31 protein-coding genes and 2 tRNA genes are annotated in these 24,874 nt (G+C 69.5%); 21 read left to right on the forward strand and 12 right to left on the reverse strand.

Features of this window, described 5'->3' with window-relative positions; all coding sequences use genetic code 11:
- Position 1 precedes the first annotated feature (1 nt).
- A complete protein-coding gene (locus BI335_RS10075; protein ID WP_094356668.1) occupies positions 2-883 on the reverse strand; it encodes a pyruvate, water dikinase regulatory protein in 882 nt (293 codons plus the stop codon).
- A 74-nt stretch (positions 884-957) separates the two neighbouring features.
- On the opposite strand from BI335_RS10075, the gene BI335_RS10080 reads away from it, so the two are divergent.
- The 5 genes from BI335_RS10080 (at position 958) to BI335_RS10100 (ending at position 5,580) form a co-directional block, all read left to right on the forward strand.
- Complete coding sequence (locus tag BI335_RS10080; protein ID WP_094430701.1) at positions 958-1,947, forward strand: class I SAM-dependent methyltransferase; 990 nt, start codon at positions 958-960, stop codon at positions 1,945-1,947.
- A 73-nt stretch (positions 1,948-2,020) separates the two neighbouring features.
- Positions 2,021-2,902, forward strand: a complete 882-nt coding sequence (locus BI335_RS10085) for a YwiC-like family protein (protein ID WP_144009107.1) — start codon at positions 2,021-2,023, stop codon at positions 2,900-2,902.
- A 43-nt stretch (positions 2,903-2,945) separates the two neighbouring features.
- Positions 2,946-3,836 (forward strand): D-hexose-6-phosphate mutarotase, encoded by an 891-nt coding sequence (locus tag BI335_RS10090; RefSeq protein WP_172421824.1) that lies wholly within the window; start codon positions 2,946-2,948, stop codon positions 3,834-3,836.
- 62 nt (positions 3,837-3,898) lie between these two features.
- Positions 3,899-4,495, forward strand: a complete 597-nt coding sequence (locus BI335_RS10095) for a lysoplasmalogenase family protein (RefSeq protein ID WP_094430707.1) — start codon at positions 3,899-3,901, stop codon at positions 4,493-4,495.
- A gap of 71 nt (positions 4,496-4,566) precedes the next feature.
- The gene (locus tag BI335_RS10100) at positions 4,567-5,580 is read left to right on the forward strand and encodes a transthyretin-like family protein (RefSeq protein ID WP_094430710.1); all 1,014 of its coding nucleotides are present in this window, start codon (positions 4,567-4,569) and stop codon (positions 5,578-5,580) included.
- A gap of 46 nt (positions 5,581-5,626) precedes the next feature.
- On the opposite strand, the gene BI335_RS10105 is transcribed toward BI335_RS10100, so the two are convergent.
- Entirely contained in the window at positions 5,627-6,679 is a 1,053-nt protein-coding gene (locus BI335_RS10105) for a sulfate/molybdate ABC transporter ATP-binding protein (protein ID WP_094430712.1), read from the reverse strand.
- Positions 6,676-7,443: an ABC transporter permease gene (locus BI335_RS10110; RefSeq protein WP_229117634.1), complete on the reverse strand. Its 768-nt coding sequence runs from the start codon at positions 7,441-7,443 to the stop codon at positions 6,676-6,678. The genes BI335_RS10105 and BI335_RS10110 overlap by 4 nt, the downstream gene beginning before the upstream one ends.
- A 250-nt stretch (positions 7,444-7,693) precedes the next feature.
- Here BI335_RS10110 and BI335_RS10115 point away from each other — a divergent pair, with 250 nt between their 5' ends.
- Positions 7,694-8,899, forward strand: a complete 1,206-nt coding sequence (locus tag BI335_RS10115) for an ATP-binding protein (protein WP_094430714.1) — start codon at positions 7,694-7,696, stop codon at positions 8,897-8,899.
- A 241-nt stretch (positions 8,900-9,140) separates the two neighbouring features.
- Here the strand turns inward: BI335_RS10115 and BI335_RS21060 are convergent, their stop codons facing one another.
- Positions 9,141-9,524: a hypothetical protein gene (locus BI335_RS21060; RefSeq protein WP_133626169.1), complete on the reverse strand. Its 384-nt coding sequence runs from the start codon at positions 9,522-9,524 to the stop codon at positions 9,141-9,143.
- A 24-nt stretch (positions 9,525-9,548) separates the two neighbouring features.
- Complete coding sequence (locus BI335_RS10125; protein ID WP_094430718.1) at positions 9,549-9,965, reverse strand: helix-turn-helix domain-containing protein; 417 nt, start codon at positions 9,963-9,965, stop codon at positions 9,549-9,551.
- Between the two features lie 348 nt (positions 9,966-10,313).
- Here BI335_RS10125 and BI335_RS10130 point away from each other — a divergent pair, with 348 nt between their 5' ends.
- The 8 genes from BI335_RS10130 (at position 10,314) to BI335_RS10160 (ending at position 14,304) form a co-directional block, all read left to right on the forward strand.
- The gene (locus tag BI335_RS10130; RefSeq protein WP_094430720.1) at positions 10,314-10,862 is read left to right on the forward strand and encodes an Asp23/Gls24 family envelope stress response protein; all 549 of its coding nucleotides are present in this window, start codon (positions 10,314-10,316) and stop codon (positions 10,860-10,862) included.
- 65 nt (positions 10,863-10,927) lie between these two features.
- A complete protein-coding gene (locus tag BI335_RS21385) occupies positions 10,928-11,104 on the forward strand; it encodes a hypothetical protein (protein ID WP_166646801.1) in 177 nt (58 codons plus the stop codon).
- Between the two features lie 3 nt (positions 11,105-11,107).
- On the forward strand, positions 11,108-11,539 hold the full coding sequence (locus BI335_RS10135) for an Asp23/Gls24 family envelope stress response protein (RefSeq protein WP_229117632.1): 432 nt from the start codon (positions 11,108-11,110) through the stop codon (positions 11,537-11,539).
- The gene (locus BI335_RS10140) at positions 11,536-12,084 is read left to right on the forward strand and encodes a DUF6286 domain-containing protein (protein ID WP_094356685.1); all 549 of its coding nucleotides are present in this window, start codon (positions 11,536-11,538) and stop codon (positions 12,082-12,084) included. Before BI335_RS10135 ends, BI335_RS10140 begins: the two co-directional genes overlap by 4 nt.
- A gap of 13 nt (positions 12,085-12,097) precedes the next feature.
- The gene (locus BI335_RS10145) at positions 12,098-12,763 is read left to right on the forward strand and encodes an Asp23/Gls24 family envelope stress response protein (RefSeq protein WP_094356686.1); all 666 of its coding nucleotides are present in this window, start codon (positions 12,098-12,100) and stop codon (positions 12,761-12,763) included.
- Complete coding sequence (locus tag BI335_RS10150) at positions 12,760-13,407, forward strand: RNA polymerase sigma factor (protein ID WP_094404445.1); 648 nt, start codon at positions 12,760-12,762, stop codon at positions 13,405-13,407. The genes BI335_RS10145 and BI335_RS10150 overlap by 4 nt, the downstream gene beginning before the upstream one ends.
- A gap of 5 nt (positions 13,408-13,412) precedes the next feature.
- Complete coding sequence (locus BI335_RS10155; RefSeq protein WP_208109268.1) at positions 13,413-13,946, forward strand: Asp23/Gls24 family envelope stress response protein; 534 nt, start codon at positions 13,413-13,415, stop codon at positions 13,944-13,946.
- Positions 13,930-14,304 (forward strand): hypothetical protein, encoded by a 375-nt coding sequence (locus BI335_RS10160; RefSeq protein ID WP_094356689.1) that lies wholly within the window; start codon positions 13,930-13,932, stop codon positions 14,302-14,304. The genes BI335_RS10155 and BI335_RS10160 overlap by 17 nt, the downstream gene beginning before the upstream one ends.
- Here the strand turns inward: BI335_RS10160 and BI335_RS10165 are convergent.
- Complete coding sequence (locus BI335_RS10165; protein WP_094404444.1) at positions 14,286-15,704, reverse strand: aminotransferase-like domain-containing protein; 1,419 nt, start codon at positions 15,702-15,704, stop codon at positions 14,286-14,288. The two genes, BI335_RS10160 and BI335_RS10165, sit on opposite strands and share 19 nt — an antisense overlap.
- Here BI335_RS10165 and BI335_RS10170 point away from each other — a divergent pair.
- Positions 15,703-16,632, forward strand: a complete 930-nt coding sequence (locus BI335_RS10170) for a DMT family transporter (RefSeq protein WP_094430722.1) — start codon at positions 15,703-15,705, stop codon at positions 16,630-16,632. The two genes, BI335_RS10165 and BI335_RS10170, sit on opposite strands and share 2 nt — an antisense overlap.
- 66 nt (positions 16,633-16,698) lie before the next feature.
- On the forward strand, positions 16,699-17,865 hold the full coding sequence (locus BI335_RS10175; protein ID WP_094404442.1) for a hypothetical protein: 1,167 nt from the start codon (positions 16,699-16,701) through the stop codon (positions 17,863-17,865).
- Here BI335_RS10175 and BI335_RS10180 read toward each other — a convergent pair.
- Positions 17,849-18,724, reverse strand: coding sequence for a DMT family transporter (locus BI335_RS10180; RefSeq protein WP_094404441.1), 876 nt, complete (start codon positions 18,722-18,724; stop codon positions 17,849-17,851). The two genes, BI335_RS10175 and BI335_RS10180, sit on opposite strands and share 17 nt — an antisense overlap.
- A 22-nt stretch (positions 18,725-18,746) precedes the next feature.
- On the opposite strand from BI335_RS10180, the gene lhgO reads away from it, so the two are divergent.
- Positions 18,747-19,922: an L-2-hydroxyglutarate oxidase gene (gene lhgO / locus BI335_RS10185; RefSeq protein ID WP_094430724.1), complete on the forward strand. Its 1,176-nt coding sequence runs from the start codon at positions 18,747-18,749 to the stop codon at positions 19,920-19,922.
- 165 nt (positions 19,923-20,087) lie between these two features.
- Here the strand turns inward: lhgO and BI335_RS10190 are convergent, their stop codons facing one another.
- Positions 20,088-21,455 carry an aspartate aminotransferase family protein gene (locus BI335_RS10190; protein WP_094404439.1) on the reverse strand — a complete coding sequence of 456 codons (1,368 nt, stop codon included), beginning with the start codon at positions 21,453-21,455 and terminating at the stop codon, positions 20,088-20,090.
- 235 nt (positions 21,456-21,690) lie between these two features.
- Between BI335_RS10190 and BI335_RS21900 the strand changes: the two genes are divergently transcribed.
- Together BI335_RS21900 and BI335_RS21905 are read left to right on the forward strand one after the other, a co-directional pair.
- Positions 21,691-22,263 (forward strand): hypothetical protein, encoded by a 573-nt coding sequence (locus tag BI335_RS21900; RefSeq protein WP_229117630.1) that lies wholly within the window; start codon positions 21,691-21,693, stop codon positions 22,261-22,263.
- The gene (locus BI335_RS21905) at positions 22,260-22,529 is read left to right on the forward strand and encodes an Ada metal-binding domain-containing protein (RefSeq protein WP_094404437.1); all 270 of its coding nucleotides are present in this window, start codon (positions 22,260-22,262) and stop codon (positions 22,527-22,529) included. The genes BI335_RS21900 and BI335_RS21905 overlap by 4 nt, the downstream gene beginning before the upstream one ends.
- Here BI335_RS21905 and BI335_RS10205 read toward each other — a convergent pair.
- Positions 22,519-22,998, reverse strand: coding sequence for an NUDIX hydrolase (locus tag BI335_RS10205; protein ID WP_094402448.1), 480 nt, complete (start codon positions 22,996-22,998; stop codon positions 22,519-22,521). The two genes, BI335_RS21905 and BI335_RS10205, sit on opposite strands and share 11 nt — an antisense overlap.
- Positions 22,999-23,063: 65 nt before the next feature.
- Here BI335_RS10205 and BI335_RS10210 point away from each other — a divergent pair, with 65 nt between their 5' ends.
- On the forward strand, positions 23,064-23,471 hold the full coding sequence (locus BI335_RS10210; RefSeq protein WP_094356699.1) for a PPOX class F420-dependent oxidoreductase: 408 nt from the start codon (positions 23,064-23,066) through the stop codon (positions 23,469-23,471).
- Positions 23,472-23,489: 18 nt separating this feature from the next.
- On the opposite strand, the gene BI335_RS10215 is transcribed toward BI335_RS10210, so the two are convergent.
- Together BI335_RS10215 and BI335_RS10220 are read right to left on the reverse strand one after the other, a co-directional pair.
- Positions 23,490-23,804: a hypothetical protein gene (locus BI335_RS10215; RefSeq protein ID WP_094404436.1), complete on the reverse strand. Its 315-nt coding sequence runs from the start codon at positions 23,802-23,804 to the stop codon at positions 23,490-23,492.
- Positions 23,805-23,830: 26 nt separating this feature from the next.
- Positions 23,831-23,904, reverse strand: a tRNA-Gly gene (locus BI335_RS10220).
- A gap of 138 nt (positions 23,905-24,042) precedes the next feature.
- Here BI335_RS10220 and BI335_RS10225 point away from each other — a divergent pair.
- Entirely contained in the window at positions 24,043-24,642 is a 600-nt protein-coding gene (locus BI335_RS10225; protein WP_094356701.1) for a TetR/AcrR family transcriptional regulator, read from the forward strand.
- 89 nt (positions 24,643-24,731) lie between these two features.
- Here the strand turns inward: BI335_RS10225 and BI335_RS10230 are convergent.
- A tRNA-Gly gene (locus BI335_RS10230) sits at positions 24,732-24,805 on the reverse strand.
- Between the last annotated feature and the right edge of the window lie 69 nt (positions 24,806-24,874).

Here is a 24,874-nt window from a genome sequence, read left to right on the forward strand (position 1 = left end):
ATCATGGCGCCATCAGCAGTTCTCCTGGTGGTCGGCGCAGGGACCGTCCGTTGGCCTTCGCGCGGTCGTCGACGATGTCGATGATCCGGGAGGCGGCCTCCTCCAACGCGATCTTGGTGGTGTCCAGGATCGGCGCACCGAGCCGGCGTTGGATCGCGGTGATCTCGTCCAGCTCGTCATAGATCTTGGCCAGATCGGCGTACCCGTCCTTGTGCCGACCACGACTGCCCATCGTGGACACCCGGCGGGTGCGGATCGAGGCCATCCGCTCCGGATCCAGGGTGAGGCCGACGATCCGCCAGCGGTCCAGCTGGAACAACTCTGCGGGCGGTTCGATGCCGGCGACCAGCGGTACGTTGCCGGTCTTGTAACCCAGGTAACCCAGATACATCGACAGCGGGGTCTTGCCGCAGCGGGACGCGGCCACCAGCACGATGTCGGCATCCTTGAGCCCGGCGAGCTGCTGACCGTCGTCGTGGCGGACGGCGTACTCCATCGCGGCGATCCGGCTGAAGTAGTCGGCCTCCACCCCGACCGGGCGCATCGGGACCCGTTCGGCGGCGGCCCCGGTGGCGATCTCCAACTGCTGCAGGGTCGGGCCGAGCAGGTCGCAGTGCACGACACCGAGCTCGGCGCAGGCGTCGTCGACCAGGTCGCGGAGCTCCTGGTTGACCAGGGTGGAGAGCACCGCGACCGGCCGGTCGTGGTGCTGGCGGATGTCGTCGAAGATCAGGAACAGGCCCTCGGGGGTGACGATCCGCGGATGCCGGACGATCCGGAACGGGTGGTTCGGGAACTGGGCCTGCGCCGCGCGCGCCAGCCGTGCCGCCGTCTCACCGGTCGAGTCGGCGATCACATGGATTTCCAGCGGCTGCCCGGGCACGGGATCAACCTACCAACGTTCAAGGGTGTTGCGGACCAGTTGCCAACAGGTATGACGCGGCTAACATCCACCCCGTGGATCCGGTGGATTCCCTGATCTGGGACGAGGCGCAGGAACTCATCGGCGATACCGACCCCGGCCCGGTCCTGGTGCTGGACTCGCCGGCGCTGGCGGCCGCGGCCCGCGAGCGCTGGCCGCGGGTCCGGGCGTACGCCGACCTGCTCGGCTCCGGATCCGACTCCGACGCTCTGGACGCCACCGGGGCAGGCCTGGTGCTCGGCCGGTTGCCCAAGTCACTCGGCGCCCTGTCGGAGTACGCCCAGCGGATCGCGGCGGCCGCCGATGAGGGCGTACGCCTGCTGCTCGGCGGCCGGGTGAAGCACATGACCCGGTCGATGAACGACACCCTGGCCACCCGATTCGCCGAGGTGCGCGCCTCCCGCGGCCGGCAGAAGTCCCGGGTGCTGCACGCCGGCGGGCCGCGGCCCGGTCCGATCGACTGGCCGCGCAGCCAGCGCCACGACGACCTCGGCCTCACCCTGTACGCCCACGGCGCGACCTTCGGCGGCACCAGGGTGGACCCGGGCACCCGGCTGCTGGTCGGTGCCCTGGATCAGCTCACCGGCCCATCGGGTGCGGCGGTCGACCTGGGCTGCGGCAACGGCACCCTGACCGCGCTGCTGGCTCGCCGCTGGTGGCCGGTCACCGGCATCGACAACTCCTGTGCCGCGGTGGCCGCGACCCGGGCCACCCTGGCCGGCAACGGACTCGACGGCCAGGTCCTGCTGGCCGACGGTCTGACCGGCGTACCCGACGACTCGCTCGACCTGATCGTCTGCAATCCGCCGTTCCATGTCGGTACCGCGAAGGACTCGACCCCGGCCCTGCGGATGTTCGCCGACGCCGGCCGGGTGCTGCGGCCCGGCGGGGAGTTCTGGGCGGTCTGGAACGCCCACCTGCCCTATCTGCCGGCGCTGCGTCGCGGCATCGGCCCGACGACGATCGTCACCCGCGACCCCCGGTTCATCGTCACTCGATCAACTTCCGTCACAAACCCAATATGAAAATCTTGTCAGGTGGTCAGTTTCTTAATCCATTCTTGGTCAACTGCCCGAAACGCCGCGTAGTTTCGCCCGAGTGAGTACTTCGCTGCCTCGACCTGCGCTCGTCGCGGTCAGCCAGCGACCCGGGGGGCACACCGAGCGCTGGCTGCCTGATCATCCGGGGGCGTGGCTGATGCTGCTCTCCCCCGCGTTGATCGCCGCCGTGGCCGCGATCAGCGAGCAGGGTGACGCGCCGAGCCACCTGTGGCCGATGCTGCTCTGCTGGGTGTTCGCCCGCTGCGCCTACAGCGCCGCGGCCCCGTTGCTCGCCGAGCGGCAGGCCGGCGGACCGGTCGCGCTGATCGAGCGGCACGCCTGGTGGCGACCCCGCCCGGTGCTGGTCTGGGCCACCCTGGCTGCCATCTGTGGCTGCCTCGCGGTGGCCGAGTCCGGGTGGCGACTGCTGGGGTGGATCGGGGTCTATCTGCCGCTGACCGCGCTGGCCCTCTGGCTCTCCGCCCAGGGCCGGCACCGCGGTGCGCTGACCGGCATGCTCAGCGTGGCCGCCGCCTGCCTGGTTCCGCTGACCCTGCTGCACCCGGATCCGGCGCATCTGGCGCTCGCCGCCGGCGGTGCCGGTCTGACCCTGGTCAGCCTGGCCTACCTCTGCGGTGCCGCGCTGCACCTGCGCACACTCACCCCGCACCGCACCCTGACCCGCCGCCGGCTGGTGTCGGTCGGCTGGCACGCCCTGGTCACGGCGATCGCCGTGGTCGCCGCCGCGGCCGGCGGCTCGGGCGCACCGTGGGCGGTGTTCTTCGGCCTGACCATGCTGCGCGCACTGCTGGTACCGCTGCTGGGCCCGGCCCTGGGGCGGACCGTCACACCGCGCGTGGTGCTCGGCGCGGAGGCGGTGCTGGCCGTGGGTTTCTGCGGGCTGGCGATCTCCTCGCTCGCCGCGATCACGCTGAGCTGAGGCGTACCGACAGGGACCTCCTGTTGGTGCAAGGATGTGCCCCATGTTCGAACGCCAGGAAGCCACCCCGCGCGAGTTCGGCCGATGCACCGGCGACGTCCCCAACCCCGATGGTGCCCCCGGCCACTTCCTGGCCGTCGACCACGGCGCCCAGGTGCTCGACTGGCGCCCCGACGGCGCCGGCGATCCGGTGCTGTTCACCTCGACCCGCGCCGAATACCGGCCCGGCAAGGCGATCCGTGGCGGCATCCCGGTCTGCTTCCCGTGGTTCGGACCCGGCCGCAGCGGCCGCAAGCGCCCGGCGCACGGGTTCGCGCGGCTCTCCGAATGGCAGTTGGCCGGAGCCCGGGAGCAGGACGGTGTGACCACCCTGGACTGGCACTTCGACGAGACGTTGATCCCCGAACTGGACCACGTGGATCCGCGCCGCAACAACTTCACCGTCGACTACCGGCAGGTCTTCGGCCGCGATCTGGAACTGCACGTCTCGGTCCGCAACACCGATACCCGCGGACCGCTGGTCTTCGAGCTCGCCCTGCACACCTATTTCCGGGTCGGGGACGTCCGCCGGATCGAGGTGCACGGGTTGTCGGGGGCGGACTATTTCGACCAGGTGAGCGGCGAGGAGCGGACCCAGATCGGCCCGATCCAGTTCGACGGTGAGGTCGACCGGGTCTACGCCTTCGGTGACACCGCGGTGATCGCCGACCCGGTCCTGGGCCGCCGGATCACGCTCGACCAGTCGAGCGCCAATCGCACCATCGTCTGGAATCCCGGCCCGGACAAGGCCGCGGCGATGAGCGACCTGGACTTCGATGAGTGGCCGCAGTTCGTCTGCGTCGAATCGGGCAACGTCCGCCACGCCGCGATCCATCTGCAGCCCGGTGAGAGCCACGAGCTGTCGGTCCGTATCGGCGTGGAGGAGTCCGCCTGAGCCCGCCGCCGCTGCCCCACCACCGGGCCTGGTGGGCGTACGCCGGCACCTCGGCCCTGCAGTTGACCGGCTTGTTCACCGGGCAACGCTGGCTCAGCGCGTCGATGCAGGTGCTGCTGATGCCGATGCTGGCACTCGTCGCGGTGCGCCTGCCCGCCGGGCGACTGCGCACCGGGGTGCTGGCCGCGCTCACCGCATCCTGGGTCGGGGACACCGTGCCGCGATTCGTCGCCCCCGAGGTCGGATTGCCGGTGCTGCTCGGCTGCTTCGCGGTGGCCCAGGCGATCTGGGTGGTCACCCTGTGGCCGGGTTCGATGCGCCCCGGCCGGCGGGGCCGGACACTGGCCACCGCCGCGCTCGCGCTGGCCCCGAGCGTGTGGGTGGTGCTGCGCTGCCTGCCCACCGCGGGGGTGCTGACGCCGGCGGTGATCGGCTACGCGGCGCTGCTGCTGGCGATGGTCGCACTGATCGCGGCCCGTGGCCCGCTCGGCGTGGCCGGCGGATTGCTGTTCTGGATCTCCGATGCGCTGATCGCGGTCACCACCTTCGTCCCCGGTTGGCGCTTCACCGGTTCGGAGGTCGCGATCATGTCGACCTACGCCGCCGCCCAGGGCCTGATCGTCGCCGCCCTGCTCCGCGAATCCCGCCCCCCTCGGTGATTCCTCCCGGGAATCCGGCCCCCCGGTGGCACCATGGACGGGCCGTCCTTCCCCGGCGTCCGGAGGCACCGATGCATCGACCTCGCACCGCGCTCGCGGCCGCGGTGGCCGTGCTGGCGCTGGCCCCCGGCATCGCCACCCTCCCCGGCCCATCCCAGGCGTACGCCGCCCCGCTGACCACCCCCGCCCCGCAGGCACCGCAGGCGCCCGCACCGACCGAGCTGGAGGTGTCGCTGGAGCGCCCGGACTGGCGGCTCAAGGAGCGGATCGTCGCCAGCGGCCGGTTGACGATGAACGGGCAACCGGTGGCGAACGCGTCGATCAAGCTGGGCATCGACGGGGACGTGGAGAGCTACCCCTATCGGGTCACCACCGGAGCCGACGGGACCTGGCGGTTCGAGTTCTGGGTGGAGGACTTCTGGGGGTTCGGCGAGCACGGCCTGTACGCCCAGTTCGAGGGGGACGAGACCCGGGCCGGCGCCTGGACCCGGACCCCGTTCAACGTGCTGCCGAACACGGCCTCACCGACGGTGCTGACCGTCAACCCCTATCCGGCACCGGTCAACCCGGGGCAGAAGGTGCAGATCTCCGGCAGCCTGCGCCGCGACGACAACCAGCCCGCGGTCCGTTCCCAGATCCAGGCGGTGGTCGATCCGGCGACCGGGGCCCGGGAGTTCACCAGCACCGACGAGCAGGGCAACTGGACCCTGGAGATCACCGTGCCGCGGTACGCCGGTGACTGGAGCCGGGAGTTCCCGCTCTATCGGGTGCGGATCGATCTGGCCTACGAGTTCGCGCTGATGCCGGCCCAGCAGGAACTGCAGTTGACACTGGCCCAGCCGCCGCCCCCGGCACCGGCACCCACCCCGATCGAGGTGCCGACGCCGACCCCCGAGCCCACGCCGACGACCATCCCCGCCGGTGCTGGGGCGACACCGACCCCGGCGACCCCGCAGCGCCGGGTGGGTGCGATGCTGCTGCCCGCCTGGATGGTCAACCCGGCCAACGGGGTGGCGGTCGGCGGGGTGCTGCTCACCCTGGTCGGCGCCGCGCTGATCTCCCACGGCCGCAGGAGAACTCGCTGAACTGACGTTCCTCGAGTGGGCCGCCCGCGGCCGTGTCGAGAGGGACTCAGCGCTCGAGGAGCTCGACCTCCTGGGCCTTGACGACGAACCAGCAACCGTCACCGATACCGAGATCGAGTTCGGCCGCGGCCGCCGGGGTGATGTCGGCGGAGAGGTCACCCAGGTCCTCGTGCCGGCCGCGCAACCGGATGCCCTCGGCGTACGCCTCCAGCGCGGTCAACCGGACCAGCCAGCTGTTGCGGGGGCTGCCGTGCGGGGGCTGCAGGTGGACCGAGACGGCCGCGGGTCGGAACAGCGCCAGCCCCGGTACCGGGCCGGTGTCGGTGGTCGGGGTCGCGAGCAGCCCGTTGACCGCGGTGTCGCCGGCGAGCAGCTGGTGCCCGATCAGCCGGCCGCTGACCAGGTTCACGCCGGCGAACCGGGCACCGAAGCGGCTGCGTGGTCGGCTGAGCACCTGGCGTACCGGGCCCTGTTCGACCACTTCTCCCTGCTCCAGCACGATGATCCGGTCCGCCAGCGCGAGCGCGTCCAGCAGATCGTGGGTGACGATCACCGCGGTACGCCCGGTGTCGCGGAGCACGCGGCGGAGCACCTGGCGCAGCTCGGCGGCGACCTCGACATCGAGCGCGGCGAACGGTTCGTCGAGCAGCAGCAGCCGCGGCTCGGCGGCCAGGGCCCGGGCGATCGCCGCGCGTTGCGCCTGACCGCCGGAGACCTCGGCAGGTTTCCGGCCGGCGAGTTCCCCGATCCCCACCAGGGTGAGGAATTCCTGCGCCCTCACCCTCGACTCGCGACGCCCCGCACCGGCGGAGCGGGGCGCGAAACCGACATTGTCGGTGAGGTCCAGGTGCGGGAACAGCATCGCCTGCTGGGTCAGCGAGACGATCCGCCGGCGATGCGCCGGTACGCCCCAGAGGTCGTCCCCGGCGAGCTCGAGGGCACCGTCGTCGGCTTCCAACAATCCCGCGATCACCTTCAGCAGTGTGGATTTCCCGGCGCCGTTGGGTCCGACGACGGCCACCACCTCACCCTCGTCGAGCGTCAACTCGGCCTGCACCGATCGCTGTTCGTGCCGGACCCGGGCACTGAACCAGGTCATCGGCGTACCCCGCGATGGGTGAGCGCGACGATCACCGCGGCCAGCACCAACAGCAGCAGTGACAGCGCGACGGCGGCATCGGGATCGACCTCGCGCTGCAGATAGATCTCCAGCGGCAGGGTCCGGGTGACACCCTGCAGGGAGCCCGCAAAGGTCAGTGTGGCACCGAATTCGCCGAGGGCACGGGCGAAGGCGAGCACCGCACCGGAGGCCAGTCCGGGCAGCACCAGGGGGAGCGTGATCCGGCGCAGCACGGTGCCCGGCCCGGCGCCCAGGCCGGCGGCCACCTCCTCGTAGCCGACCGCATTGCTGCGCAGTGCCCCCTCCACCGAGAGCACCAGGAATGGCAATGACACAAAGGATTGCGCCAGCACCACCGCCGTGGTGCTGAAGGCGATCGAGATCCCGGCCGCCTCCAACTGGGCACCGAGCAGACCGCGGCGGCCGAAGGCCTGCAGCAGTGCGATCCCGCCGACCACCGGGGGCAGCACCAGCGGCAGCAGCACCGCGGTGCGCAGCAGGTTCTGCCCGGGGAAGCGGGTGCGGGCCAGCAGCAGGGCCAGCGGCACGCCGAGCAGCAGGCAGATGAGGGTGGCGGCGAACGCGGTACGGATGCTGAGCAGCAGCGCCGACACCGATGCCTCGGTGCTGATCAGCGAGCCGAAGTCGGCCCAGTCCACCCGCAGTACCAGCCCGAGCAGCGGTACCAGCACCAGTCCGGCGCCCAGAACCGCGGGCACGAGGATCCAGCGCGGCAGCGTCACGATCCGCAGCCTATCCAGCCCGAGGTGACCCCGCCGACCCCTAGCGTTTGCGTTCGGAAACCCGCGTTGGTTTCTGGGCGGCGTCATCCTTGGAGGGGGATGGCGCCGCCGCTCATCGACCACGCTCATCGAGCAGCTCGGCATGCGGAGCGAAGCGGAGCAATGCCGAGCGTGTCGAGATGCCTGCGACACGATCACCCTCTCTGCCGAGATCTGCCGAATCCACTAGACGAGCCCATACAGTGCGATCGTGGATCCGATCAATAACCCGTACGCCCCCGGCGCCGGTCAGCGGCCGCCGGAGCTGGCCGGCCGCGACGAACAGCTGCGCGCCTTCGATGTGGTGCTGGAACGCGTCGGCAAGGGGCGCCCGGAGCGTTCGATCGTGCTGACCGGGCTGCGCGGGGTGGGCAAGACCGTGCTGTTGAACACGCTGCGCTCCGCCGCGGTACGCCGGGGTTGGGGTTCGGGCAAGTTCGAGGCGCGACCGGACCAGGGGTTGCGGCGGCCGGTGAGTGCGGCGTTGCACACCGCGGTCCGCGAACTGGCCCATCCGAGCAGCGACGACGTCTCGCACGTGCTCGGGGTGATCAAGTCCTTCGCCCTGCGCGATTCGCCGGCGAATGCGAAACTGCGGGACCGCTGGCAACCGGGTATCGACGTGCCGGCGACCCCGGGTCGAGCGGATTCGGGTGACATCGAGATCGACCTGGTGGAGCTGCTCAGCGATGTCGGCGGGCTGGCCCAGGATGTGCAGAAGGGGGTGGCGATCTTCATCGACGAGATGCAGGATCTGCGCCCCGAGGACGTCTCGGCGCTCTGCGCGGCCTGTCATGAGATCAGCCAGAACGGGCTGCCGGTGATCGTCGTCGGGGCCGGGCTGCCGCACGTGCCGGCGGTGCTGTCGGCCTCGAAGTCCTATTCCGAAAGGCTTTTCCGCTATCAGCGGATCGACCGGCTGGACATCGAGTCGGCGGCGCAGGCACTGCAGTCACCGGCCCGTGACGAGGGCGCGGAGTTCTCCGCCGAGGCGTTGGCGGAGATGTACGCCGCGACCGGTGGCTATCCGTATTTCATCCAGGCGTACGGCAAGGTCGCCTGGGATCTGGCACCGGTCTCCCCGATCGGCGCCGCCGATGTGCGAATGGCCGCACCGGAGGCCGAGGCCGAGCTGGCGATCGGCTTCTTCGGCTCCCGGTTCGAACGCGCCACCCCGGGCGAGCGGGAATACCTGCGCGCGATGGCCGACGTGGCGTACGCCACCCTCGACGAGGACGGCGATCCCGCGGAGTCGGTGACCACCTCCGAGGTGGCGAAGGAGTTGGACCGCAAACCGCAGTCCCTCTCCCCCGCCCGCGATGCCCTGCTGAAGAAGGGATTGATCTATTCCGGTGAACGCGGCCGGATCGCCTTCACCGTCCCGCACTTCGGCCGGTACCTGCGCGGTCAGGGCTGAGCTGACCCGCGCTGACGATCCAGCCGATCCTGGGCGCATTCAGGTAGTGGACCCTGGGGTGAAGTCGATGGTTTGGAGGAGTTGGCGTACGCGTTCTGCGAACTGCGGGCATTGCGCGGACTTGAGTGAGGCGACGAGGTCGACTTCGTCGGCTCCGCGCGCGAGCTGGTGCTGGATCTGTTGACATGCCACGTCAGCGACGGCTCTGGGCGCGCTGTCACTGACAAGGAGAAAGAAGTCGTCAGTGCGGTAGATGTCGTAGGGCAGCTGGTCCGCGACGCGATCCCATCCGGTGTCGTTGGTGAGCAGGGATGTCGACCTGTGCATGGACAGCGGCGCCGTGGACATGGCTGTCGTTGATATCGGCGCCGGGAAAATCGCCCACGGGATAGTCGCGGATCATTTCGTCGAGTGTTTGGGTGATGAGTTCGCGAGTCCGGGCCATGACTCCCCCGGCCATGTGGGGATACCGGCGGCGGATCGAGTGGATGGTCTCGGCAAGGATGTCTTCGGTGGATGCCAGCGTGAACATCTGCGTCCCTGTCTGCAACTTGAGCATGAGAAGCCAGTCGCGCAGGGTGCGGGGATGGAGCACGTTGGCATCCACCAGGACGCGTGTTGTCACGTGTGCAGCGTAACGCTGCCCATGTCAGTCCAGGTTGTGTTCGGACTCGATCTCCAACAGTTCGGCCAGCGCGGCTCGCTGCTCTTCCAGCCGTGCACGGCGGAATTGAAGAACATCGTCGCGGCGCAGTCGGTGGTGAGTTCCGACCTTGCGAGCTGCAAGCTCGCCGGCAGCGATCTTTTTCATCAGGGTGCCTCGGGAGATTCCGAGAACATCAGCGGCTGCCGAGGTGGTGAGTTCGGCTGGCATCGTGCCGACTTGGATGGTGCCACCTCGGGCGATCGAGTCGACGACTTGCAGCAGAACGGTGAGCAGTTCGTCACTCACCGTGCGCTGTTGCGACCCGTCGGTGAGGATGAGCGACGTGCTCTTGGGGTTCAGCGATTCGCGCAGGTCCTGGGCCTGCCGTTGGGTGCGTTCAGCGACCAGAACCTTGGTCATCAGCCCTTCCCTTCCCTCAAGTTCGGCCAGCTCGCAGCGGTATCAGCACTCACTAGCACTTGCAGACGATACATCATGACAGTTATAGGTGCCAATCATGGGTGTGGTCCCAGCTCGACAATGATCGCGGTATCACGATCCATCGAATCCTCGGCGCATTTCCCCCACCCTGGAGCACTCGCGGGATGTACGCAGGGTTCGATGGATCGCGGTCCGGCTGCCGAGCTCGGACCTGCTCGAAAAAAACTTCAGATTCATTCGTGACGACCTCGTACCCCGTGACGTCTATCAAGTGTTGGCATTTGGTTGGGGCCGACGTTCTGGTCGGCCACGAATGAAGGAGTGAGCATGTCGAACATCCCCCAGACCGGACTGCAGCAGGACCGCGCCCGTGAGGCCGAGGCCCGCGAGCAGGAGAAGCAGCGCAAGCAGCAGGAGCAGGATCGTCAGAGCGAGCAGTCCCCGAAGCCGCGCGGTCCGCTGCAGACCTCGCGCGGTGTGACCACCCTGGACGATGTCGTGGTCGCGAAGATCGCCGGCATGGCTGCCCGTGAGGTCCCGGGCGTCTACGACATGGGCAACGCGGTACGCCGTGCGTTCAGCGCGGTGACCGACCGGATCCCGAACGCCCAGACCAACGTCGCCGGCGGCATCAGCGTCGAGAAGGGTGAGACCCAGGCTGCGGTCGACGTCACCGTGGTCACCGAGTACGGCGCCTCGATCGTCGAGGTCGGCAACGCGATCCGTCGCAACATCATCGACCAGGTCGAGAACACCACCGGCCTCGAGGTCATCGAGGTCAACGTGAACGTCGCCGACGTGCACCTGCCGAGCGAGGACAACAACAACGGCTCCTCCTCCGGCGGCCAGAGCACCCGCAGCAACGAACTGAAGTGACCAGCCAGACGTCAGGTGGGGCCCGACAGCGGGCCCCCCTGACGTCCCGATCAAGGAGTCTTGTCATGAAGACAACACATCTCGCCCTGATGGTGGCCCTCTTCCTCGGCGCGGTTCTCGCGTTCGGAGGCTTCGCCAAACTCATTCTCGTGATCGTGTGCGGCGTGATCGGCCTGGCCGTCGGCCTGGCGATCGAGGGTCGCATCAACATCCAGGGCCTCACCGACCGCCAGAGGCGGTAAACCATGAACAGCAGGAGCAGCGGGGTCCTGATGGACACCCGCACCGAAGCGACGACGCCCACCCCCAGGCGTGCTGCCCCCGAGGAACAGCGGGGCAGCACGAACATCCCGGCCAAGGTGGTCGCCAAGATCGCCGAACAGGTCGCCGCCGAGGTGTCCAACGTCGGTGCCGCCGCAGGCGGCGTGCTCGGCGTCGGCGCCCGCCGCGATTTCGACGCCCGCCCGACGGTCGAGTGCGAGCTCTACGGCCACGTCGCGGTGCTGCGGATGGATGTCGGGATGGCGTTCCCGACCAACCTGGTCGCGGCCGCGCGCAGTCTGCGCGAGCACGTCCGTGACCGGGTGGAATACCTGACCGGCCTGGAGGTCGGCCGACTCGACATCCAGATCTCCTGGTTGAACCCCGAGAGCCGAGTGAGGAGTGAGCTGCGATGAGTGCGACCCCGCGCCGGCTCAGCCGGCGACCGGCCCGAGTCATTCCGGTCACCATCCTGGCCGTCGTGCTGGTGGCGATCGGTGCCCTGGGCGCCTGGATCCTCGGCACGCTGCTGGTCACCGGCACCTGGCCCGCCCAGGCCGTCGGCCCGATCAACAGCACTGCCGGTACCCGGCTGGACTCGCCCGCCGCGATCACCGCGGCCGGTGTGCTGGCCGTCTTGGGACTGATCATGGTGTTGGCCGCGATCATCCCCGGAAAGCGTTCTAAGGTTGACATTCTCGGTGGCGACGTGCCCGGCGAGACGGTCATCTCCGATCGCGATCTGGCCCGCCGGATCCGACTGCGCACCGAGCAGATCGATGGCGTGCACAGCACCCAGGCCCACGTCAGCCCGCGTCGGGCCGAGGTGACCGTGCGCACCGTCGTCGACGATGTCGCACCGGTCCGCGAAGCCACCCGCGCCGCCGCCGAACAGGCCGTGGCAGAGTTGCGGCCGACGGCCCCGATGCGCACCCAGGTACGCGTCCAGCGGATGAAGTGAAGGAGGCTAGACAATGCGTTCCATCTCCGGAGCAAGAAATCGAGTGGTGCTGATCATCTTCGGCATCCTCTCGCTGGCCGCGGCCACCTGGCTGGGCTTCGCCTACTTCGGGCTGGCCAACCGTTGGCCGCAGGCCTCGATGATCCTGGCGGAGGGCTCGTCCACCGTCGGTTCCATCGCCAGCGACAACCGGGTCTGGCTGCTGCCGGTCGCCGCGGTGCTCAGCGTCCTGGCGGTGATCATCGGCATCGCGCTGCTGGTCACCCAGGTGCCCGCCCAGACCCCGACCTCGCGGCTGCGCCTCACCGACGGTGACGGCACCCTGCTCGCCACCGTCGACCCGGATGTGCTGGGTCGGGCGCTGAGCGAGCACGCCGAGCAGGTCCCGGGCGTACTCGACGCCGACGTGCGGGTCACCGGCGCGGCGAGCTCGGTCTGGCTGCAGGCCTCGGTCACCATCGCCGAGGACGCCGAAGCTGCCTGGTCCATCGAGCAGGTACGCAGCCGGCTCGCCGACGATGTGGCGAACGCGCTGGATCGTCCCCCGCGGCAGGTCGACGTGCTCGTCCACCTGCGGGCCAAGGGCTCCGGTTCGAGCACCGTCGCCCAGTCCGTCACCCCGCGCCGCTCCGGCGCCGAGCTTGAACCGCAGCCCGCGGTCCAGGGTTCGGGGTCATGAGCGACGGGCCGATCGACAGCACCGTGACCGAGAACACCCCGGCCAACGATCTCGCCGAGCGCTCCTTGCTCGGCGAGATCGATGACCGACAGCTCATCCTGCGGGCCCAGGACGGTGAGACCGAGGCGTTCGGACAGCTCGTCGATCGCTATCAGGGCCGTCTGTTCCGGACGGCGTACATGATTCTCGCCGACCGGCAGGACAGCGAGGACGTGGTCCAGGAGACCCTGATCCTCGCCTGGAAACGCCTGCACCTGTTGGAGAATCCGGCCGCCTTCCGCGGTTGGGTCTCCCAGATCTGCAGCCGGCGCGCCACCGACATGGTCCGGCGGCGCGCCCGGCGGCAGACCGATGCGCACGATCCGGAGGATCTGCAGCTCGAGAGCAACGGCATGGCCGATGGCTCCCGGCGCTCGCGGGTCGATCCGGCGCACACCACCGAGGTCAACGCGCAATTGCACGCGCTGGCCCAGATCCTCGCCACCCTGGATTCCGAACTCCGGGTCTGCTGGGTGCTGCGAGAGATCGAGGAGCTGAGCTATCGCGAGATCGCGCAGACGCTGAGCCTGACCGAACCAACGGTGCGCGGCCGGATCGCGCGGGCCCGCACCCAGATCATCCAACGGATGGAGGAATGGAGGTGAGCCCCATGGAACCAGACGATCGAAGCCCTGACCGGGGGCCGCAGGAGGGGGACTCCGCCGCTGACCAGCGCTACCTGGATCTGGTCCGCTCGGTGCACCGGGAATGGGACGAACTGGAGGCCCGCGGGGACAGCTCGGTGCAGCTCTCCCAGCAGGCGGTCTCCAGCATCAAGGAGGCCGTCCGAGTCGACGCCAGGCACGGTGCGCAGGTCACGATGCCGCCCACCGAGGCCGGGCCCTACACGCTCACCGAGCTGGCGTTGCGGACCCTGGTGCGCTCGGCGGTGGACGAGGTGCCGGATGCCCTGGCGCTGCGTACCACCGTCGACTACGCCGACTCCGAGGACAACTCGGTACGCGCCCGTGGCCTGCCGGAGCGGGTCAAGGTCCGGTTGTCGGTACGGCTCGGCACGCCCGATCTGATCGGTGTCGCCGAGCAGGTCCGGGAGTCGGTACGCTCCGCGTGCCGGTCCAACCTGGAGCTACCGGACATCGTCGTTGATATCCACATCGAGGATCTCTATGAGTACGCCAGCTAGTACGCCGACCACCACCACGACCGCCGCGGAGCTGACCAGTGTGGTCACCGCCATTCCCGGGGTCCGCGGCATCGAGCCGGGGATCACCAGCACGCTGCGCGCCCTGGACGCCCGGATCCGGCGCTCCCAGGCCAGCCAGGCCCGGTACGGGTTGATGGTCGAGCCGGACCAGGGCACCGTCACCGTCGAGATCGGGGTCGACAGCTCCCGACCGGTCCGCGACATCGTCGAGGACACCCAGCGCGCGGTCCAGCGGGCCATCGACGACAGCGATGCGGCGTCGATGACCGTGCTGGTACGGGTGCAGTCGGTGGCGACCAGGGAGACCCCGGAGAACGCTCAGTCCGTCACTCCCTGACGGGCCAGCGCGGCAGCGAGAATCCGTGCCCCGGTGGTGAATCCGCCGGGGTCGGGTCCGCTGAAGTTCAACCGGAGGAAGTTCCCGGGCTCCTCCCCCGGGAACCACTCCACCCCCGGGCCGAGGAGCAGGCCATCGGCCCGGCAGTCACGCGCCAGCCGGGCGGCATCGACGACATCGGGCAACCGGATCCACAGATTCAGCCCGCCGGCCGGCACGCCCTGCACCTGCGCCGCCGGCGCCTCCAGCGCCAGCGCGGCGATCAGCGCGTCGCGACGGGCGATCAGTTGCCGACCCAGGCCCCGCCGGTGGGTGCGCCAGCCGGACTGGCTGACGACATCGTGCGCGACCGCCTGCAGCACCCCGCTGACATACATCGATTCGGCCCGGGTGGTCGCCAGGATCCGTTCCCGGACAGGACCTCGGGCGATCACCCCCGCGACCCGCACCGCGGGCGAGACGCTCTTGGTGAGCGAGCGGAGATGGACCACGTGGCCGTCACCGTCCTGGGCCGCCAGCGGCACCGGTGGGGGCACCATCCCGAAGTCCCGGGCCCAGTCGTCCTCGATCAGGAAGGCCCCGTGCCGGCGTACCAGTTCCAGCACCCGGTCCCGCAGGTCCGCCGACCAGAGCGCGCCGGTGGGATTCGCGAACGTCGGTTGGGCATAGAGCACGCGGGCCCCGGTACGCCGCAGCGCCCGCTCGAGCTCGTCGGCGTCGATGCCCTCGGGACCGGTCGGGATCGGAATCAACCGGATGCCGGCCTGCCGGGCCGCGAGGATCGCACCCCAATAGGTGGGTGACTCGATCAACAGAGTGCCGCCAACCCCAACCAGGGCACGAAAACTGGCACTCAGGGCACTCTGGCTGCCGGGCAGCACCAGTGCATCCCGGGCGACCGGGGCGGCGATGCCGTCACCGGTCACGCTCGCCAGTTCCCGCGCGAACCAGGCCCGCAGTTCATCGGTACCGGCCTCCGGTGGCCGCTGCACCACCGCATCGTTGCGGGCGGCCCGGGTGAAGGCGGCCCGGACCAGTCGTTCGGGCAGCAGCTCCCGATCCGGATAGCCCGAGTGCAGGGCGATCGCCTCCGGGGGTGCGCTGGCCAGCGAACTGGTGCGTTGCGGTTCCCGGGGAGCGGCCTCCCCCAGTGCCCCGGTCTGCCAGCCGAAATCGCTGCTCGCCAGCCGGCGTACCTCGCGGACGAAGTTGCCCACCCCCGGCCGCGTCTCGACGACACCGGCCGCCACCAGCGAGCGGACCGCCTTCTGCACCGTCGCCGGGCTGACCTGGTGCTCGGCGACCAGCTGGCGGGTGGAGGGCAGCCGCATGCCCGGGGCCGAAGCATCCACCCAACGGCGCAGAGTTCCGGCCAGTCTCGCCGTGCTATCGTCATTCATGACAGCACACAGTAGCGCTACTCGCCCGAAACGGTCACCGCTTTCCACCTCGTCGAATGGACTGTGGTGGGGCCTGCTGGGCGTGCTGGCCTTCTCGTTCACCGTGCCGCTGACCCGTGTCGTGGTCGCCGACGGGGCGTTGCCACCGCTGTTCGTCGGCGCCGGTCGGGCCGTGGTGGCCGCGGCACTCGCCGCACTCGCCCTGATCTGCACCCGGCAGCCACGCCCCCGTGGCCGGCAGTGGCTGCGGCTGGCGGTCGTCGCGGCTGGGGTGGTCGCAGGTTTCCCATTGCTCACCTCGTACGCCCTGACAGCGGTCCCGGCGAACCACAGCGCCGTGGTGATCGCGCTGCTGCCGGCCGCCACCGCGGTGCTCGCCGCCCGGCGCGGCAACGAGCACCCACCCCGGCGGTTCTGGCTGCTGGCCGGTCTCGGCGCGGTGCTGGCCGTCGGTTTCGCGGCCCTGTCCGGCGGCGGCGCGCTGGTCGGTCTGCGCGCCGCGGACCTGCTGCTGCTCGGCGCGGTGCTGGCCGCGGCGATCGGTTATGCCGAGGGTGGCCTGCTGGCCCGCGAACTCGGCTCCTGGCAGACCATCTCCTGGGCCCTGGTCATCTCCACGCCGGTGATGCTGGCGCTCACCCTGGTCAGCATCGCCCGCCAGCCGCCGGCGGCCAGCCTCGGGCAGTGGGCCGTCTTCGGCTATCTCAGCGCGGTCAGCATGTTCCTGGGCTTCTTCGCCTGGTATCGCGGTCTGGCACTCGGCCCGATGTCGCGGGTCAGCCAGGTGCAGTTGGTGCAACCGGTGTTCAGCATCGCCTGGGCGGCGCTGCTGCTCGGCGAACCGCTCACCTGGAGTGTGGTGCTCGGCGGCCTGGCCGTGATCGGTTGCGCCGCACTGGCGGTCCGTGCGCGGATTGCCCCGCGCTGACGGAGCCGCTGCGGCGTACTGCACCGGACGGCAACTATCCTGCACAGTCAGGAAAGGAGCGCTCCCTTGCAGACCGAAGAACTCCTGCGAACCGTGTTGGCACCCGGTGAAGCCGTGCTCTGGTCGACGCAGCGGCCACGCCGACGACCCAGCTTCGGCGGGCTGGTCGGCGGGGCATTCGTGCTGCTGTTCATGACCACCGTTCTCAGTGGGCTGCTGACCGGACTGTGGGGCACGGTGGCCAACAGCTTCGGCGGGCTGTCCTTCGGCGGCCTCACCGGCTCCTGGCCGGTCATCTTCGGGCTGTGCCTGCTCGTGCTGCTGGCGACGATGGGGCGCCGGCTCTTCGGTGGGACACCGCCGCAGCTCCAGGCCGTCACCGATCGCCGGGCCCTGGTCGCCGAGGTGCGCCGCGACGGTACGCGGATCGTGGACGAACAACCCCGGGAGACCCTGACCCATCTCACCCGGGTCCAGGAGCGCGGTCGGACCGATCTGCTCTGGCGGGTCGAGGTCCACCAGAGCACCCGGAGCAGTTCCAGCTCCAGCCGCAAGAGCTACCGCCGCCACGGGTTCCTGTGGCTGACCGACACCGATGCCGACGCCGCGGAGGCCGCCCTGCTGGATCCGCAACGACATGCCGAGGCACCCGATCCGGGCCTCCAGATGGGCCGCGTACCACCGGAGGAGCAGCGGCTGCTCGGTGACGTGCTGCTGGCCGGCGAGCGGGTCACCTGGTGCGAACCGGCCCGCACGAGCGAGATCCAGCGCCAGCGGGGGCCGATCGTCTTCGCCGGTTGCGGGATCGTGCTGCTGCTGGTGATCTTCGGCTTCGCCTTTGTCGGGATCAGGACCATCCGTCCGACCGAAGGGTTTCCGTTGCCGCTGATCATCATGGGTGCGGTGTTCGCGGGATTCATCGCGCTGATGACCCGCGGGGTCCACCGCGAGTTGCGGGTCCGGGCACTGGACGATGCGGCGTACGCCGTCACCCAGCTCCGCGCGCTGACCGCGATGCGCACCGACGACGGAACCCTGCTGGTGAACAGTTTCCTGCCCGCGGCGGTCGCCGGGAATCCACGCCCGACGCCCGGTCCCGAGGGAGCCGACTTCGTGTTCGGGGAGAAGACCCCACTGCCGCTGCAGTTCCTGATCGAGCAGGACGGTTTCCACCGGGTGCGCGACGCCGAGGGTGCCAGCGCGGCGCTGCACCGGTTCAGCCAGGCGCGCTGATCACCGAGCGCCGATTCGCCAGCCACACCCCGACCACGACCAGCGCGCCCCCGAGCAGCACCGTGATCGAGAGCCGCTCGTGCAGCGCCACCGCGCCGATCACGATCGCCAGGATCGGCACGAAGAAGATTCGTGAGGTGGTCCGTCCGGCGCCACCGGTGCTGACCAGCCAGAAATAGAGCAGCCAGGCGATCCCGGTACCGACGGCGCCGGAGATGACCAGCCCGATCACCGGAACGAGCCCCCACCGCATCGGCGGATCGCCTTGCAGCACGGACAATCCGGCCAGCACCGCGCCGCCGACGAGGAACGGCAGGGCCACCGACCAGCGCGGGTCGACCCGATCGGAACAGCGTCGATAGGTGAGCGTGCCGAAGGTCCAGGCCACCGCCGAACCGATCGCGCAGAGCACCCCGACCAGTGACACCCGGCCACCGAGCGCGTCGGCACTGACCACGACGATGCCGGCGAAGGCGGTCAGCAGCCCGATCAGCTTCGCGCGGCCGAGGGGTTCGCCGAGCACCGGTGCGGCGAAGACCGCGACCAGGACCGGTTGCAGATAGATCAGCACCGCGACCAACCCGGACGGCAGATTCTGCAGCGCATAGGTCTGCAGCCCGGTGAAGCCGACCACATTGCCCAGAGTGAGCAGCAGATAGCTGAACCAGTTGTCCCGCAACCCGGGCCCGCGACCGCTGGCGATCGCGACCGGCAACAGCAGCAGCGCCCCGATCAGGCAGCGGCCCGCGGCGACCTGAAAGGGTGAGAAGCCCCACAGGGCGATCTTGATGGTGGCCAGCGTCGCGGCCCAGCACACGATCAACACGATCGTGCCGAGGAGCTCGCTGCGGCTGCGCACCCGGTCAGCCTAGTGTGGACCCATGTCCCAGGTCGTGATCGTCGGTGCCGGCATCATCGGGTTGGCCACGGCGCGCGAGTTGTTGCACCGCGGTCACCGGGTGGTCGTGGTGGACAAGGAATCGCGGGTCGCGCAGCACCAGACCGGACACAACTCCGGGGTGATCCACTCCGGGCTCTACTACCGCCCCGGATCGTTGAAGGCACGGCTCTGCACGGCGGGTGCGGTCTCGATGGTCGAGTACGCCCGCAGCCACGACGTGGCGGTCGAGGTGACCGGCAAGCTGGTGGTCGCGACCAGCCCCGAGCAGTTGCCGGCGCTGGCCGAACTGGAGCGCCGCGGGACCGCCAACGGCGTGCCCTGCCGCCGGATCGATGTGGCCCGGGCGCGGGAGTACGAGCCGCACGTCCGGGCCCTGGCGGCACTGCGCGTCGATTCCACCGGCATCGTCGACTATCCGGGGATCTGCCGGGCGCTCGCCGATGAGATCGTGGGCCTGGGCGGGGAGATCTGGCTCGACGCACCGGTCACCGGCATCGTCACCGACGAGCGCGGTGTCCGGGTTCGCGCCGGTGGCCTCGACCTGCGCGGCGACGCGCTGGTGAACTGTGCGGGCCTGCAGGCCGATCGGATCGCCCGACTGGCCGGGGTGGAGCCGGGCTTGCGGATCATTCCCTTCCGTGGTGAGTATTTCGAGCTGACCGCGTCGCAGCGACACCTGGTGCGCGGGCTGATCTATCCGGTACCCGATCCCACGCTTCCCTTCCTCGGTGTGCATCTCACCCGGATGATCGACGGCGGTGTGCACGCCGGGCCGAATGCGGTGCTGGCGCTGGCCCGCGAGGGGTATCGCTGGCGGGACGTGGTGCCCGGTGAGCTGGCGGAGTCGGTGAGCTGGCCGGGTCTGTGGCGACTGGGCCGCCGCTTCTGGCGTACCGGGATCGGCGAGGTCGCGCGATCGCTGTCCCAGCAGCGATTCCTGGCCAGCCTGCGCGAGCTGGTACCCGAGCTGGGCGACGACGCACTGGTCCCGGCACCGGCCGGGGTACGCGCCCAGGCGCTGCGCGCGGACGGCACCCTGGTGGACGACTTCGCGCTCGTCGAGGGCCCGCGCCAGTTGCATGTGCTGAACGCCCCCTCCCCCGCCGCGACCGCCTCCCTGGAGATCGCCAAGGAAATCGCCACGTTCATCGAGTAGTGACCCGGCGAAGCGGAGCGGCAGCAACGGAGTTCCTCTCGACACGCTCGCCGCGCGAGCTACTCGAGGAACGTGGTTTCGACTCGCTGGCGATCACCCCGTTCATCGAGTAGTGACCCGGCGCAGCGAAGCGGAGCCGGGACACGTGTCGAGATGAACGTGGGGTCAGCCCTGGTAGTGCTGGTCGGCGACGTCGAGGGCCTCGTCGATGATGTCCAGGCCGCGGCGCAGTTGGTCGTCGGGGATGTTCAGCGCCGGTACCACATGGATCCGGTTGAAGTTCGAGAACGGCAGCACCCCGCCCTTGAGCACGGCGGCGACGACGTCGTTCATCGCCGGGCTCGAGGAACCGTACGGGGCAAGGGGTTCCCTGGTCTCGCGGTTGCTGACCAGCTCGATCGCCCAGAACGCGCCGACCCCGCGGACCTCGCCGACCGCGGGATGCTTCTCGGACAGTTCGAGCAGTTTGGGCCAGATGATCTCCTCACCGAGCCGCGCGGCGTTCTCGACGACCTTCTCCTCGGCCATCGCGTTGATGGTGGCGACCGCGGCGGCGCAGGCCAGCGGATGCCCGGAATAGGTGAGCCCGCCGGGATAATTGCGGGTGCCGAAGGTCTGGTAGATGTCATTGGACATGATCACCCCGCCGAGCGGCACGTAACCGGAGTTCACCCCCTTGGCGAAGGTGATCAGATCCGGGGTGACGCCCTCGCGGTCGATGGCGAACCAGTTCCCGGTCCGCCCGAAACCGGCCATCACCTCATCGGCGATGTACATCAGCCCGTATTCGTTGCAGAGTTCGCGAACCCCGGCCAGATAGCCCGGTGGCGGCACCATGATGCCGGCGGTTCCGGGAATGGTCTCCAGGATGATCGCCGCGATCGTCGACGGGCCCTCCAGTTTGATCACGTTCTCCAGGTGCGTGAGGGCTCGCTCGCATTCCTCGGATTCGCTGCTGGCGTTGAAATAGCTGCGATACAGGAACGGGGTGAAGAAGTGCACGGTGCCGGCATCGCCGTTGTCGTTGGCGATCCGGCGCGGGTCACCGGTGACGTTGATCGCCAGATCGGTACCGCCGTGGTAGGAGCGGTAGGCGCTGAGCACCTTGCGGCGGCCGGTGTGCAACCGCGCCATCCGGACCGCGTGCTCGTTGGCGTCCGCACCGCCATTGGTGAAGAAGACGTGCTCGAGCCCCTCGGGTGCCAGTTCGGTGATCAACCGAGCGGCCTCGGAGCGGGCATCGTTGACGTGCTGTGGGGCGAGGGTGACCAGCGTCTGCGCCTGGTCGACGATCGCCTGCACCACCTTGGGGTGCTGGAAACCGAGGTTGGTGAACACCAGCTGCGCGGACAGGTCGATCAGCTCATTGCCCTCCCCGTCCCAGACCAGCGACCCGTCCGCCTTCACCACGGTGAGCGGTTTGAAGGTCTCCTGGACCTGCCAGGAATGGAAGACGTGGGCGCGATCGAGTTCATACGCCTCCCGACCGGCCGCCAGTTCGGCCTCGGTCGGTGCCTGACTGTTCTCACTCATGGGTGGCCCTCTCTCGCGTGCTGTCCTCGGGACCAATGAACCACAGGTGCCCCGGACGCCGGGAGAGGGTGTCCAGCGTCACCACCGACTTTGGTGGCGATCCGATAACAACGCTGGCGCCGCGATCCACCGGAGGGCACGATGTGCCCAGATCAGCCAGGAAAGGCCACCCATGAGCATGCCCACCGAACCCCGCGGACCAGAGATGGTCCCTCCGAATCCTTCCGGGCAGCCGGTGTCGCCGAATCCTGCGTACCCGCAGAATCCCGCGTACCAGCCGGGTCAGACCTACCAACCGAACCCGTCGTACCCGCCGGCTCCGGTCTATCCCGGTGCACCCCAGTCGCCTCCCGATCTGAGCGTCGAGGCACCGGTGGAGCGCGTCGGCCGCGGGTTGGCGTTCTCCCTGGTCGCCATCCCGGCGGGGGTGGTGGCGACCGTGATGCTGTGGAAGCTGGGGTTCATCGCCTCGCTCATCCCGTTCCTGCTCGCCGGGCTCGCGGTCTGGCTCTATGCCCGCGGTGCCGGGACGCAGGCCCGGCGTGGTGCGCCGGCGCTGATCGGGGTCATCCTGGTCGGTGTCGCCGCCAGTCTGGTGTCGATCGTGGCGACCGACATCTGGACCGCCTACCCGGAATACGGTGCCGCCAGCGGGATGAGCCGGGCCGAGTTCGTGCTGGTCAATCTGCTCCGGCCGGACCTGTGGGGCGCTTATCTCGCGGACCTGGTGATCTTCCTGCTCTTCGCGGCGCTCGGTGTGATCGGCACGGTGATCCGGTTGGCGAAGGCTCCCGCGGCGTCGGCGTGACCTATCGGCTGCTCGGCCTGGACGGCACGGCGTACGCCTCGGCGGTGCCGGGCACGCTCGGCGGCCATCGGCGCAGCAGGATCTACGGCCGGCTGGACTGCCCGGGCGCGTTGCGTGCCCTGGCGCGCGGCGGGCCGTACGCCCGATATCGCGTCTTCTTCGCCGACGAGGACGCCGCGGTGGCGGCCGGCTACCGACCCTGCGCGGTCTGCCTGCCGGAGGCCTACCGGCGCTGGCGCGACGGCACCGGCCCCGTCAGCGGGTGAACCGGGCCGGACCGGGCTCGGCGAGCGCCTGCTGGACCGCGCGCTGGAAGCGTTCGTTCATCGGCGGCAGCGCATCCGGTGGGAACCAGCCGGCCTCGGTGTTCTCACCGTCGGCCGGATGGGGTTCACCGGCCAGGTATCGCAGCGCGAAGCAGTGGTCGACGAACTGACTGCGATCCCCGTTGTCATAGGTGACCGGGCCGACCACCTCGACCGAGACCAGCCACTCGCAGACCGCGGTGATCCCGGCCTCCTCGAGCACCTCCCGTTCGGCCGCGACCGCCGGCGGCTCCCCCGGATCGACGATCCCGGTGACCGGCGTCCACTGCCCGTTGTCGGCGCGGCGCACGCAGAGCACCCGCGGTTGCGGCGTACTCCGATCGATGACGACCGCGGTCACCCCGGGCAGCCAGAGCAGTTCGGTACCGATCTTTTCCCGCAACCGAAGGATGAAATCTGGGGTCGGCATGCGTTCAGCCTAGAGACCGCGGTGACAGACTGCTGTCGCGAACCGACGCATGACCAGGAGGAGCAATGTCCAAAGGTGCACCCACCGGCAAGGTGATGGATCTGCTGCGCGAACCCAATCCCGCGGTGATGGCCACCGTCCGATCCGACGGCCAGCCGGTCAGCGTGGCGACCTGGTATCTGATCGAGGACGACGGCCGGGTGCTGTTCAACCTGGACGCCGAACGGGTCCGGCTGCAGCACCTGAAGAACGACGGCCGGATCGCGCTCACCGCGATGAAGGACGGCGAGTGGTACACCCACGTCAGCATCCAGGGCCATGTCGTCGAGGTCGTCGACGACCCGGACCTGGTCGACATCGACCGGTTGGCGAAGCACTACACCGGCAAGGAGTATCCGACCCGGGATCGCAAGCGGGTCTCGGTACGGGCCGAGATCGACCGCTGGCACGGCTGGGGCGACGCCAAGGAGTGATCCCCCGACCCTAGGGGTTCAGGAGAAGTTCGCGAAGGCCCCGAAGGTCCCGACCACCATCATCAGCCCGGGCGCGATCATCGGCACGGTGGGGGTGAGGTCGGCGACCTCACCGGGGGCGGAGCGGAAGTGCCGGATCAGCATCACCGCCCAGGCGAGCAACCAGCCGGCTCCGGCCAGCAGGCCCCAGCCGAGCATCGACGGGCGATCCATGGCCACACCGGCCCAGATGAAGAAGACCGGCCCGATCCAGAACAGGCACATGCCGACGACGAAGCGGAAACCCCTGCGGTTGTCGTGGTAGGCGCTGCGCCAGAAGTCGGAGAATCTCATCTCTGCCTCTCCTGCACAGCCCGGCGTGGAGCGAATGACGGGAATCGAACCCGCGTTCTCAGCTTGGGAAGCTGATGTTCTACCATTGAACTACATTCGCGCGGCCCACAAGCACGAGGCCACGGGCGCGAGCACACTCTAGCGCATCTCCCCCAACCGACGCATCGCGATCGGTAACGGATCGATCCTTCATCCGATTGTCCAGACACAGACCCGGGCGCTGGTTAGCATCCAACTTATGACGAGATCACGGGGGCCGAGACCACAGGATGACACCAGGCGATTGATCCTGGATTCTGCTCGGAAGCACTTTGCAGACAAGGGGTACGCCGGGGCATCCCTGCGGGCGATCGCCCGCGATGCCGGGGTGGATCCCGCGCTGGTCCATCACTATTTCGACGGGCGCGCGGCCCTGTACGCCGCAGCGCTGGCGGGTTCGCCCTTCTCGGACCCGGACTGGCTGTTGAAACAGGTGATCGACGGGCCGATCGAGGGGCTCGGTGAGCGGGCGGCGCGCTGCTTCCTGGAGGTCTGGGAGGACCCGGAGTCGAAGTCCCGGTTCGTCACGCTGTTCCGCTCGAGCTGCACCGATGACGGGCTCGTCGAGAGCCGGGAGTTCCTGGCCACCCGGGCGTTCACCGCACTCACCGAGCATCTGGGCCTGGACCGGTCGGCGCTCCGCGCCGAACTGGCGGCGGCGGTTCTCTCCGGCACCGCCGGGCACCGCTACATGCTGCGCGACGCGGCCCTGGCGATGGTGAGCATCGACGATCTGGTGGCGACGTTGGCACCGCACATCCAGCAGCTGCTCGTCGAGCCGTTGCCCGAGGCGGCCTGACCGACCATTCGACACGCACCCCCGGTGCGGCTCCGGCCGTACCGGGGGTGCACTCGATGATCGGATGCTGCCCGGTACGCCCGAGCGAGTGGAGCGGGCGGCAAGGATCGAACTCACGTCTGCACCCGGGAAGGGTGCCGTTCTGCCACTGAACTACGCCCGCGCGGCGGACCCAGCGTACGCGGCCCCGGGGTTACCCGGGGTGAACCCGGGCCTCGTGTCGCGGACCGGG

This window comes from Enemella evansiae, from assembly GCF_002250705.1.
Classification (GTDB): domain Bacteria; phylum Actinomycetota; class Actinomycetes; order Propionibacteriales; family Propionibacteriaceae; genus Enemella; species Enemella evansiae.